General features: G+C 74.6%; 12 protein-coding genes and 1 pseudogene. 7 read left to right on the plus strand and 6 right to left on the minus strand.

Features of this window, described 5'->3' with window-relative positions; translation table 11 throughout:
• On the minus strand, positions 1 to 1,743 hold a 1,743-nt coding region (locus tag QOZ86_RS14305), incomplete at its 3' end, for an HNH endonuclease signature motif containing protein (protein ID WP_284492650.1).
• Positions 1,740 to 1,949: a hypothetical protein gene (locus tag QOZ86_RS14310; RefSeq protein ID WP_284492651.1), complete on the minus strand. Its 210-nt coding sequence runs from the start codon at positions 1,947 to 1,949 to the stop codon at positions 1,740 to 1,742. The genes QOZ86_RS14310 and QOZ86_RS14305, both read right to left, overlap by 4 nt.
• A 163-nt stretch (positions 1,950 to 2,112) precedes the next feature.
• Here QOZ86_RS14310 and QOZ86_RS14315 point away from each other — a divergent pair, with 163 nt between their 5' ends.
• On the plus strand, positions 2,113 to 2,751 hold the full coding sequence (locus tag QOZ86_RS14315; protein WP_284492652.1) for an FMN-binding negative transcriptional regulator: 639 nt from the start codon (positions 2,113 to 2,115) through the stop codon (positions 2,749 to 2,751).
• A 20-nt stretch (positions 2,752 to 2,771) separates the two neighbouring features.
• On the opposite strand, the gene QOZ86_RS14320 is transcribed toward QOZ86_RS14315, so the two are convergent.
• On the minus strand, positions 2,772 to 3,440 hold the full coding sequence (locus QOZ86_RS14320) for an ACT domain-containing protein (protein WP_284492653.1): 669 nt from the start codon (positions 3,438 to 3,440) through the stop codon (positions 2,772 to 2,774).
• 168 nt (positions 3,441 to 3,608) lie between these two features.
• Between QOZ86_RS14320 and gatC the strand changes: the two genes are divergently transcribed.
• From gatC to QOZ86_RS14340, 5 genes and pseudogenes are all read left to right on the plus strand, one after another.
• Positions 3,609 to 3,926, plus strand: a complete 318-nt coding sequence (gene gatC / locus QOZ86_RS14325) for an Asp-tRNA(Asn)/Glu-tRNA(Gln) amidotransferase subunit GatC (protein WP_284492654.1) — start codon at positions 3,609 to 3,611, stop codon at positions 3,924 to 3,926.
• A complete protein-coding gene (gene gatA / locus QOZ86_RS14330; protein WP_284492655.1) occupies positions 3,923 to 5,458 on the plus strand; it encodes an Asp-tRNA(Asn)/Glu-tRNA(Gln) amidotransferase subunit GatA in 1,536 nt (511 codons plus the stop codon). Before gatC ends, gatA begins: the two co-directional genes overlap by 4 nt.
• Entirely contained in the window at positions 5,455 to 6,957 is a 1,503-nt protein-coding gene (gene gatB, locus QOZ86_RS14335) for an Asp-tRNA(Asn)/Glu-tRNA(Gln) amidotransferase subunit GatB (RefSeq protein WP_284492656.1), read from the plus strand. The genes gatA and gatB overlap by 4 nt, the downstream gene beginning before the upstream one ends.
• Positions 6,958 to 6,967: 10 nt before the next feature.
• Positions 6,968 to 7,294 (plus strand): annotated as a pseudogene (locus QOZ86_RS21240) (GNAT family N-acetyltransferase); the annotation flags it as partial.
• On the plus strand, positions 7,293 to 7,514 hold the full coding sequence (locus QOZ86_RS14340; protein WP_284492657.1) for a hypothetical protein: 222 nt from the start codon (positions 7,293 to 7,295) through the stop codon (positions 7,512 to 7,514). The pseudogene QOZ86_RS21240 and the gene QOZ86_RS14340, both read left to right, overlap by 2 nt.
• A gap of 12 nt (positions 7,515 to 7,526) precedes the next feature.
• On the opposite strand, the gene QOZ86_RS14345 is transcribed toward QOZ86_RS14340, so the two are convergent.
• Both QOZ86_RS14345 and QOZ86_RS14350 read right to left on the minus strand, forming a co-directional pair.
• Positions 7,527 to 8,654 carry a PQQ-dependent sugar dehydrogenase gene (locus QOZ86_RS14345; protein WP_284492658.1) on the minus strand — a complete coding sequence of 376 codons (1,128 nt, stop codon included), beginning with the start codon at positions 8,652 to 8,654 and terminating at the stop codon, positions 7,527 to 7,529.
• A gap of 23 nt (positions 8,655 to 8,677) precedes the next feature.
• Positions 8,678 to 9,634 carry a DUF808 domain-containing protein gene (locus QOZ86_RS14350; RefSeq protein ID WP_284492659.1) on the minus strand — a complete coding sequence of 319 codons (957 nt, stop codon included), beginning with the start codon at positions 9,632 to 9,634 and terminating at the stop codon, positions 8,678 to 8,680.
• 131 nt (positions 9,635 to 9,765) lie between these two features.
• Between QOZ86_RS14350 and QOZ86_RS14355 the strand changes: the two genes are divergently transcribed.
• A complete protein-coding gene (locus tag QOZ86_RS14355) occupies positions 9,766 to 10,704 on the plus strand; it encodes a 2-hydroxyacid dehydrogenase (RefSeq protein WP_284492660.1) in 939 nt (312 codons plus the stop codon).
• Here the strand turns inward: QOZ86_RS14355 and QOZ86_RS14360 are convergent.
• Positions 10,698 to 11,096 (minus strand): PH domain-containing protein, encoded by a 399-nt coding sequence (locus QOZ86_RS14360; RefSeq protein ID WP_284492661.1) that lies wholly within the window; start codon positions 11,094 to 11,096, stop codon positions 10,698 to 10,700. The genes QOZ86_RS14355 and QOZ86_RS14360 overlap by 7 nt on opposite strands.
• Positions 11,097 to 11,119: the final 23 nt, after the last annotated feature.

Genomic DNA, 11,119 nt, shown 5'->3' on the forward strand with positions numbered 1-11,119 from the left:
CCAGTCCGGTGCCTGGTGCTTGCCGCGGTGGTCGCCGGTGCAGAAGCCGGTCAGGTTCTCCGCGGCGGTCGGCCCGTCGGGGTAGGGCGTGTTGTGGTCCAGTTCACCGCTCCCGGGCACGCGGCGGCGGCAGCCGGGGAAGCGGCAGCGGTGGTCACGGGCGCGCAGGTACCGGTCGAGGTCGGCGGCGGGCCGGTAGCCGTCGGTGGGTGGCGGCGGGCCGAGGCCCGGGCGGTCGCTGAGGTCGTGGTCGCAGCGGGCCGGTCTCCGGCGGCAGGCCGGGCGGCCGCAGGTCGCGCGGCGGCGTAGTTCGCGGCTGTCGGTGAGCGCCAGCAGGGCGCCGGTGAGCTCGTCGACGACCGCGATGCGCGGCCGGTCGACCAGCGTGCCACCACCGGACAGGTCGAGCAGCGCGGCGAGCTCGGCGCGCTGGGCGACGGTCGCCGCGGCCAGCGCTGCCAGGTCCGATCGGGCCGCGTCGACCCGGCCGTCCGGGGTGTGTCGCCAGCTCTGCTCGTCCTTGCGGTCGGCCAGTCGCGCCCGGTCGACCGCCCCGGAGGCGCGGTCGATCGCCCGGTCCAGCTCCAGCTGGGCGAGGTTCGCTTCATCCACTGCCGCATGCGCGGCCGGCCACAGTTCGACCGGGGTCGGCGACCTGGAGGGATCGGACTCCGTGGCCGCCCACCTCTGGTCCTTCCGCGTGAGGACGTCTGTGTGCGCTGCTCCGGACTCGCGATCGTCGGCCGGCGGCTGGGCGGCCCACCGGGCTTCTTCCGCCCAGATCCGTTGCTGCACCTCCGGTGGCGGATCCTCTTCACCGGCCCATACGCCGGCCAGGGCGCGGGCCTCCAGCTCGGCCCACCACCGCTGGTCGGCTTCGCGCAGCCAGTCCGGCCACATCTGCTGTGCCGGGTCCTCGGGATCCCACCGGGTGAGCGGTCGCTCGGGGCTCCGGTCCCCGCCGACGGGGTCGGGAGGCGCCGGGCCGGCTGCGGGGGTCGGCAGCAGGCCCAGGGCGCGGGCGACGGCGCGGACCATCTCCGCCGGCACCGGCTCGCCGCCGATCTCCCCGGCCTGGCTGCCGCCGAGCACGGTGCGGACGCCGGCGACGACGGTCAGCTGCGCCTGCACCGGCGGCAGCCGGCTCTCGCCCGGGCGCAGCACCAGGTCCAGCAGCACGTCGGCCATCCGCTGACCCCGGGTGCGGCGGTCGGCGGGGTCGTCGAGGGCGTCGGCGTAGCGGCCCAGGACGTCGACCACCGCCTGGGCCTCGGGCTGGGTGAGCAGCGAGGTCAGCGCCGCCATGCCGGGGCGGCGGTCCGGCCGTGCCCACACCCCACGCTCCTTGAGCGCCGCCAGCAGCTCGTTCGCTTCCTCCCGAGGGTCGCGGCCCAGACCCATCCGGCGCAGCTTCGCACCGAGCTGTGCGGGGGTGGTGAGCTGCCGCTTGCCGGCCCGCGTAGCCACCCAGGCCAGCACGTCCCGCTCCAGCTCGGCCCGCTTCCGGTCATCGGGAACCGGCGCGACCCGCTCCAGCAGCGCCCACAGGTGCCCGGCGTGCAACAGCCCGGACTCCAGCGCGTCCAGCGTTCCCGGCAGCCGGTGCACCAGGGTGAGGGAGCGCTCCAGCAGCTGCCCGGCGGCCTCCTTGCTCGACCCCAGGGCGATCGACAGCTCCTGGGCCGCCCACTCCGACACATCGGCCAGCACCGCCGGCCGGGCCGCCCGCCGCGCCGCGCTCATCGCACCGCGTTCACCGGGCTGCCGGTCGGCCGACGCCGGCCGGACGCCGGCCGGGACGCCGCGAACTCCGCCACCGCCCGCGCCCGCGCCGCCGTCTGCCGGGCGATCTCCCGATCGGCGACCTGCACCGCACCCAACGGCCCCGACGCCCAGCCGGCCACCGGCGCGCCGGCGGTGACAACCGCGAGGCCGGGCTCCTGCTCCATGCGATCGACCATAGGTTCGACCACCGACAGAAACGGCCCGGACTGCCAGACGACGACGTCGCCGTGCTGCTCAGCGACGGCACGGGCGCCCCTCGCGACCCCGGCCACGGCGGCGCCTGAGCGCCCGGGGAGAGACAGGTGTCGCGATCTCTACGCTCCACCTGTGCTGGTGCATCCCTGGGACGCCGCCGTCGACGACCACGAGTGGCGCACATGGCTCGCTGACGGTCGAGATTTCGGTCAGCTGATCGTCGCGGGACCGGATGGCTGGCCGGTGGTCGTGCCAACCCACTTCCTCCTCGACGGAGACCACATCTGGCTGCACCTCGCCCGGCCCAACCCGGTCTGGCGAGCCGTCGAGGCCGAACCCCGGGTCACCTTGACGGTGCTGGACGATTACGCCTACGTCCCCACCACCTGGCGAGCCCCGGTGGGGGTTCCGCCCGCGGACGGGGTTCCGACCAGCTATTACGCGACGGTGCAGCTCCGCTGCACCGCCACGGTCATCGATGACGCCGCGGAGAAGGCGGAGGTCCTGCACCGGCAGCTCGCGGCGCTGCAGCCCGCTGGGGACCACGGGCCGGTCCGGATCGACGAGGGGCCCTACCACCGGATGTTGAGCGGGATCCGTGCTCTGCGGCTGGACGTCGGAAGCGTGACCGCGAAGTACAAGTACGACGACCACAAGCCGATCGAGCACCGGCAGAGGGTCGCTGCCCACTTGGAACAGCGCGGGCAGGCGCGTGACGCGGGCGCCCGGAGCCAGCTGCTCCGGCGGCTCGGCGGGGCAGCCGGGACCTGATCTCTCCTCCGGCGGGCGCCTCAGGCCGGCGGCAGGGCGTTCACCGTCGCCGCGATGCCGGTCAGGTGCGCCAGCCGCAGCAGCTCCGAGCGCCGGAAGGCGGGACCGCCCGACCGGCCGATCACCACGGCACGGGCGCTGCCGCCGTAGGGGGCGGCCATCATCTCGATGGCCATCTCCTGCCAGCGCTCGGGCAGCCACCCCTCCTCGCTGGGCAGCAGCCGCGGGGCGGTCAGCGGCAGCCACGGCAGGGCCAGCCCCTGGAACCCGGGCGCCGCATCGGACGCCGCGGCGACCTGCCACGTGGCCGCGGCCTCGTCGCACTCCAGCACCACGGCCCAGCCGCTGTGCAGGACCCGGGGCAGCTCCGTGGCCAGCAGCCTGGCCGCGCCGCCCGCCTCGTGGGCCAGTGCGTCGAGCAGCTCGAGCTCCCGGTGGGTGTCCAGCGGACCGGCGAAGGGGCGCAGCGACTCGACCTGGACGCCGGGCACGGCCTGGACCACCGTGATCAGGCTGTCGGGCAGCCGATCGCCGGAGAGGTCGACGACCACGTCGTCGACGGCGATGCCGTCGCCCCGCTCCAGCACGTCGACGGAGACGATGTCGATCCCGGCCGCGCCGAGCGCGGTGGCCACCGCGCCGAGGATGCCGGGACGGTCGGGCAGCACGAGCCGCAGGAGATAGGACACGGTTCCTCCGGGGAGTCCTCGCCGGTTCGGGCCGATCCCCGTCGATCGCGTTCGGGAAGAGCCTCTCACGCTGACCAGCGGCCGGAGGGCCCCACGTACAGTGTCCCGGTCACGTCCCGGGCCGAGAGCGGGCCGACGGGCACTGCCGAAGTGGAGTTCCACCGCAGCATGAGCACCCCCTCCCCGAAGGGCCACCTGACCCGCGACGAGGTGGCGCACCTGGCCCACCTGTCCCGGCTGGCGGTGAGCGAGGAGGAGCTTGACCTCTTCGCGGGCCAGCTCGCCGCCGTGCTCGACGCCGTCGCGGAGGTGGGCAAGGCCGACGTCGCGGACGTCGCCCCCACCACGCACGCGGTGCCGATGACCAACGTCATGCGGCCGGACGTCGCGCGCCCGAGCCTGCCCCGCGACGTCGTCCTCGCCGGCGCCCCCTTCGCGGAGGACGACCGCTTCCGCGTGCCGCGCATCCTCGGGGAGGAGGCGTGAGCGACATCACCACCACCAGCGCCGCCGACCTCAGCGCTGCGCTCCACGCCGGCGACCTCACCTCCGTGGAGGTCACCGGCGCCTACCTCGACCGCATCGCGGCCGAGGACGGCGAGCTCGGGGCCTACCTGCACGTCGACGCCGAGGCCGCGCTGACCGCCGCCGAGGCCGTCGACGCCGCCCGCGCCGCCGGCCGTGAGCTCGGCCCGCTGGCCGGCGTCCCGATGGCGCTCAAGGACGTCGTCGTCACCGAGGGCGTGCCCACCACGAGCGGATCGAAGATCCTGGAGGGCTGGCGTCCGCCGTACGACGCGACCCTGGCGGCGAAGCTCAAGGCCGCGGGCACCGTCCTGCTGGGCAAGACGAACATGGACGAGTTCGCGATGGGTTCGTCGACGGAGAACTCCGCCTACCGGATCACCCGCAACCCCTGGGACCACAGCCGGATCCCCGGCGGGTCCTCGGGTGGGTCGTCGGCCGCCGTCGCCGGGGGGCTCGCGCCGTGGTCGATCGGCACCGACACCGGTGGCTCCATCCGCCAGCCGGCCGCCGTCACCGGGCTGGTCGGGCACAAGCCCACCTACGGCTCGGTGTCCCGCTACGGCCTGATCGCGTTCTCCTCGAGCCTCGACCAGGCCGGGCCGATGACCCGCACGGTCCTCGACGCAGCGCTGCTGCACGAGGCGATCGCCGGGCACGACCCCTACGACTCCACCAGCATCGACAGCCCCGTCCCCGTGCTCGCCGAGGCCGCCCGCCGCGGTGCCCGGGGCGACCTGGCCGGCCTCAAGGTCGGCGTCGTCCGCGAACTCGGCGGGGAGGGGCACGCCGAGGGGTACGAACCCGGCGTGCTGGCCCGCTTCCAGGAAGCGGTGGCGCTGCTGGAGGGCATGGGCGCGGAGGTCCGGGAGGTCTCCTGCCCGGCCTTCGACCTGGCGCTGCCCGCCTACTACCTGATCGCGCCGAGCGAGGCCTCGTCCAACCTGGCCCGGTTCGACGGCGTGCGCTACGGCCTCCGGGTGGGCGACGACGGCAGCCGGGACCTCGACGAGGTCATGGCGCTCACCCGCGAGCAGGGCTTCGGCCCGGAGGTGAAGCGGCGGATCATCCTCGGCGCCTACGCGCTCTCCGCGGGCTACTACGACGCCTACTACGGCCAGGCGCAGAAGGTCCGGACGCTGATCACGCGGAACTTCGCCGCGGCCTACGCGGACGTCGACGTGCTGGTCAGCCCCACCATGCCCACGGTGGCGTTCCCGCTGGGGTCCCGGGTCGACGACCCGATCGCCATGTACGCCGCCGACCTGTGCACCCTGCCGGCGAGCCTGGCCGGGGTGCCGGCCATCTCGGTGCCCTGCGGGCTGTCGGAGGGGCTGCCGGTCGGTTTCCAGGCGATGGCGCCGGCGTTGGGCGACGACCGCTGCTACCGGGTGGCCGCCGCGCTGGAGGCCGCGCAGGACGCCGCCCGCGGCCACCGGTTGCTCGACGAGCTCGGCGGCCGTCCCCGCCCGAAGGAGAACACCCGCTCATGAGCACCGACACCCTGGTCGACCTCGACGAGGTCCTGACCCGCTACGAGCCGGTCATCGGGCTGGAGACCCACGTCGAGCTGGGCACCGAGTCCAAGATGTTCTGCGGCTGCTCGACCACGTTCGGCGCCGAGCCCAACACCCAGACCTGCCCGGTGTGCCTCGGCCTGCCGGGGTCGCTGCCGGCGGCGAACGCCGCGGCGATCGAGTCGACCATCCGGATCGGGTTGGCGCTGGGCTGCCGGATCGCCACGTGGTCGCGCTTCGCCCGCAAGAACTACTTCTACCCGGACATCCCCAAGGGCTTCCAGACCAGCCAGTACGACGAGCCCCTGTGCACCGCGGGGCACCTCGACGTCGAGGTCGACGGCGAGACCTACCGCGTGGAGATCGAGCGGGTGCACCTGGAGGAGGACACCGGCAAGAACCTGCACGTCGGTGGCTCCACCGGGCGCATCCACGGGGCCGACCACTCGCTCGTCGACTACAACCGGGCCGGCATCCCGCTGGTCGAGATCGTCACCTGCCCCATCCCCGGCACCGGCGCCAAGGCGCCCGAGGTCGCCCGCGCCTACGTCACGGAGCTGCGGGAGATCCTGCTCGCCCTCGGTGTCTCCGAGGTCCGCATGGAGCAGGGCAACCTGCGCTGCGACGTGAACACCTCGCTGGCGCCGGTCGGGAGCCTGGACTGGGGCACCCGCACCGAGACCAAGAACGTGAACTCGCTGCGCTCGGTGGAGCGGGCGGTGCGCTTCGAGATGCGTCGCCAGGCCGCCGTCCTGGACGCGGGCGAGCGCGTCGTGCAGGAGACCCGCCACTTCCACGAGGACACCGGCAGCACCTCGGCCGGGCGGAGCAAGGAGGAGGCCACCGACTACCGGTACTTCCCCGAGCCCGACCTGGTGCCGATCGCCCCGGACGAGGAGGGGGTGGAGAAGCTGCGGGCCGGCCTCCCCGAGCTGCCCGCCGCCCGCCGGGGCCGCCTCTCCCAGGAGTGGGGGATCTCGGCGACCGAGATGGCCTGGCTGGTCAACGCCGGCGCCGTCGAGCTGGTCAGCGACACGGTGGCCGCCGGGGCCTCCCCGACCGACGCGCGGAAGTGGTGGCTGGGCGAGCTGGCCCGCCGGGCCAACGACGCCGGGACCGACCTGGGGGAGCTGGCCGTCACCCCGGCGCAGGTCGCCGAGCTGATCGGCCTCGTCTCCGCGGGCACCATCAACGACCAGCTGGCCCGGCAGGCGCTCGACGGCGTCCTCGCCGGCGAGGGCGACCCCGCGGCCGTCGTGGAGTCCCGTGGCCTGGCGGTCATGGGCGAGTCCGACGAGCTGGTGGCCGCCGTCGAGGCCGCCATCGAGGGCAACCCCGACGTGGCCGAGAAGGTGCGTGGCGGCAAGGTGCAGGCCATCGGTGCGCTCGTCGGCGCGGTCATGAAGACCACCCGCGGCAAGGCCGACGCCGCCACCGTCAAGCGGATGCTGGAGGAGCGCCTGATCGACTCCTAGCCTGGGCGGCGTGGACCTGCCCGCGGTCGAGCTGCGGCCGCTCCGGCGTGCGGACTTCCCGCTGCTCTCGCGCTGGCTCGCCGAACCACTGGTGGTCCGCTGGTGGCATGACGACCCCGGCCCGGCGGCCGTGGAGGCGCAGTACGGCCCGTGCGTCGACGGCACCGACCCCACCGCCGTGTACCTCGGGGTGCACGAGGGGGAGGAGCCGTTCGGGCTGGTGCAGGTCTACCGGTTCGACGACGAGCCCGAGTCGCTCGCCGAGCTGAGTGCGGTGGGCCCGGTCCCCCCGGGCGCGCTGAGCATCGACTACCTGATCGGCGCCGCGGAAGCCCGTGGCCGCGGCCTGGGCGCCGCGCTCGTCTCGGCCGCCGTCGAGCGCGGCTTCACCCGACCACCCCGACGCGCTGGACGTCCTGGCGCCCGTGGCGCTGGGCAACGAGGCCTCCTGGCGGGCGCTGCGCCGGGCGGGCGCCACCTGGTACGCCGAGGGCGAGCTCACCCCGGACAACGAGGTGGACCCGCGGGACCACGTCGTCCACCGCTTCCGGCGGTGACACCGGGCCGGCTCAGAGCGGGGACTGCGGCTGACCGCCGGGGGGCCGGATGCGCAACACCTTGTCGTCGTCCTCGGCGGGGGTGCCGATGCCGTCCCTGTTCGACGTCGTCACCCAGAGCGCGCCCTGGGCGTCGAGGGCGACGCTGCGCAGCCGGCCGTAGCTGCCGCCCAGCACCTCGTCGGAGACGTCCTCCAGCGGCGCCCCGCTCTCGTCGAGGGTGAACACGTGCACCCGCCGGCCGTCGAGCGCGCCGAGGAACACGGTGCCGTTGGCGACGGCGCAGCCGCCCAGCCCGCCCTCCTCCGCGGGGACGTCGAGCAGCGGCGCGCCGTCGCCGCCCTCGGTGACCACGTCGAACTCGTCGGGGCCCTGGCCGGCCTCGTCGGTGGCGTAGATCCGTTCCTCGTCCTGGCACAGGGCGGTGACGTCGCGGTGGCCGCGGCTGAACACCGGGCTCCCCCCGACGGGCCGGCCGAAGACGTCGATCCGCAGCACCTTGCCCGCCAAGGACGCCGGATCGGCGGCCAGCGCGGGGTTCCCGGCGTGCCCGGTGCCCACGTAGAGATGACCGTCGGCCCCGGTGAGCAGACCCCCGCCGTTGCCCACCTCACCCCGCGGGATCCCGGTGAACACCGGGTTCGGCGTCCCGCCGATCGGGAAGCGCACCACCCGGTTGTCGGTGGCGGTGGAGATGTAGGCGAACAGCAGCCCGTCCTCGGCGAAGGTGGGGGAGAGGGTCAGCCCGAGCAGTCCGCCGTCGCCGGAGGTGTCGATGCCCGGCACCGTCATGAGCTCCGTGGCCGGGGACCGGTCGGGGAAGACCTGGAGCAGGCGGCCGGTGTCCCGCTCGCCGACGATCGCCGAGCCGTCGGGGAGCACCACGAGACCGGTGGGCACGCTGAGCCCCGAGGCGACGACGTTCGGATCGCCCTCCTGCTCGCCCGACCCCGGCTGGGCCGGGTCGACCGGCGCCGGGACGGTCGCCGGCGGCGGCCCGACCTCGGGCGGGGCGCCCTCCGGCAGCGGGCGGAAGGGGCCGGCCGGCTCGTACCCGGTGTCCGCGCAGGCGGTCAGCAGCAGCCCGGCGAGCAGGGCGGCGACCACCCGCGGCGCGCGCAGCGCCCTCGTCGGCCTCACCGGCCCAGCGTACGTGCGCCGGGCTAGTGCGCCCCTGCCTCGTTGTCGGCCTCGGCCTTCTTCCGGTGCACCGTCAGGTTCATGACCACCACGACGAGTGCGCCGACGGCCAGCCCGAGGATCGCGCTGGCCAGCGTGTTGACCAGCCAGCCGATGACGCCGCCGAACGCTCCGGTGGCGTCGTGCGCCGCTTCCTCCAGGTGGTGCACGAACTCGTAGATCGGATGGAAACCCAGCTCCTCGGCGCCGACCAGGATGATGTGGCCACCGACCCACAGCATCGCCGCGGTACCGACCACGGTGAGCACGGTGAGCAGCTTGGGCATCCCCTTCACCAGCCCGCGGCCGAACGCGGCCAGGCCCTTCCCGGAGCGCTGGGACAGGCTCAGCCCGACGTCGTCCATCTTCACGATGACGCCGACGACGCCGTACACCAGCACCGTGATGCCGATCGCGACGACGAGCAGGATGATCGCCCGCGACCAGAACCCCTCGCGCGCCACCTCGTTGAGGCTGATGACCATGATCTCGGCCGACAGGATGAAGTCGGTGCGCACGGCTCCCGAGACGATGGTCTTCTCGTCCGGGAGCGCGTCCTCCACCGACGCATGGGACTCGTGGTGCCCGCTGACCTTGTGCCAGATCTTCTCCGCGCCCTCGTAGCAGAGGTAGGCGCCGCCGAGCATGAGGATCGGGGTCAGCAGCCACGGCAGGAACTGGCTGAGGAGCAGGATCGCGGGCAGGATGATCAGCAGCTTGTTGCGCAGCGAGCCCAGGGCGATCTTCCGGATGATCGGCAGCTCGCGGTCGGCGTTCAGGCCGTGCACGTACTGCGGCGTGACGGCGGTGTCGTCGACGACGACGCCGGCAGCCTTCATGCTGGCCCGCCCGGCAGCGGCCCCGATGTCGTCGATCGAGGCGGCCGCCGCGCGCGCCAGCACCGCCACGTCGTCCAACAGGGCTACGAGTCCACCCGCCACGGGAAGTCCTTCCGGTCGGCCGGCACGGGTGTGCCGTTCCTGGAATCGTCGCCTGCCCGGCCGCGCTGCGCGCGGTCGGCCCGGGAACGGGGTCCTCCGGCCGCGGTCGGGTCACTCGCTAGCGTGGAACCGTGACCACCCTGGATCTTGCAGCGGACGAGACGCTGCACGTGCTGGTGTCCTCCCGCCGTCTGGTGGAGGCGGTCGAGGCGCTGTCGCCGCGGGTGCGGGCGCACCGCTGGAAGCCGGAGGACGGGCTCCCCCACGGGGAGGCCGCGCAGGCCCAGGTCTGGGTGCCCTCGACACGGACCGCGCCGGAGGGTCTGCTCGAGGCGCTGCCCCGGCTGCGGCTGGTCCAGTCGACCAACGCCGGCGTCGAGGGGTTGGCGGGGCGGCTCCCCGAGGGGGTCGTCCTCTGCAACGCCCGCGGCGCGCACACCCCCTCGACCGCCGAGTGGGTGCTGGCCGCCACGCTGGCCGCCCAGCGGGGGCTGCCCTTCTTCGTGCGTGAGCAGGACGCCGAGCGCTGGTCGTTCAGCACGCACCGGTCGCTGGTGGGTGCGCGAGTGCTGGTGGTCGGGGCCGGGGACATCGGCCGCGCCATCGGCCGGATGCTGGCCGGCTTCGACGTCGAACTGACCCACGTCGCCCGCACCGCCCGCGACGACGTGCGCGGTACCGACGAGCTGCCGGAGCTGCTCCCGCAGGCCGACGTGGTGATCCTGATCGTGCCGCTGACGCCGGAGACCGCGGGCATGGTCGACGCCCGGTTCCTCGCCGCCATGCCCGACGGGGCCCTCCTGGTCAACGCCGCCCGCGGGCCGGTGGTGGACACCGGAGCCCTGCTGGCCGAGCTGACCGCCGGGCGGCTGCGGGCGGCGCTGGACGTGACCGACCCCGAGCCGCTGCCCGAGGGGCACCCGCTGTGGCAGGCGCCCGGCCTGCTGCTCACCCCGCACGTCGCCGGAGCCGTGCCGCGGACGGAGGAGCGGGCGGCCGCGGCCGTCACCGCGCAGATCGGCCGGATCCTGGCCGGGGAGCCGCTGGCGGACGTCGTCCGCGACTACTGAGTTCCCGACGGCGTGCGCCGCGCCGGGATCTCCAGCCGGCCGCCCGAGGCCGCGGCCAGAGCGGGGAGATCCCGTGCCCGGATCACCGGCAGCCGCACCTCCGTCGCTGCGGTGGTCACGAGCCAGAGCTCCCCGCGCTCGCCGATCCGGATGCCGGCGAGCTCGGTCCAGCGCACCGTCCGGGAGCCGAGCACGGCCCGGACGGTGATGCCCTCGTCGCCGACGTCGGCCCCCCGGCGCAGCACCCAGACGGCCACGAGCACGGGCACCAGGAGCAGGAGCAGGAGCAGCGTCCACCAGGTCACCGCCGCGGTCGGCAGGATGCACAGGGCCAGGACGAGGACCGGGACGAGCGCGCTGCGGGGCATCCGGAACCGGACGGGAGAGCTCACGGCCGGCGATCCTCCCACCCGGC

The sequence above is a fragment of the Blastococcus capsensis genome, from assembly GCF_030165005.1.
GTDB classification, from domain to species: domain Bacteria; phylum Actinomycetota; class Actinomycetes; order Mycobacteriales; family Geodermatophilaceae; genus Blastococcus; species Blastococcus capsensis.

What these genes read in the sequence shown, in the direction of transcription:
- QOZ86_RS14310 (WP_284492651.1), bottom strand. Translation starts at nt 1,949, where the DNA reads ATGGAGCAGGAGCCCGGCCTCGCGGTTGTCACCGCCGGCGCGCCGGTG.
- gatB (WP_284492656.1), top strand. Translation starts at nt 5,455, where the DNA reads ATGAGCACCGACACCCTGGTCGACCTCGACGAGGTCCTGACCCGCTAC.
- gatC (WP_284492654.1), top strand. Translation starts at nt 3,609, where the DNA reads ATGAGCACCCCCTCCCCGAAGGGCCACCTGACCCGCGACGAGGTGGCG.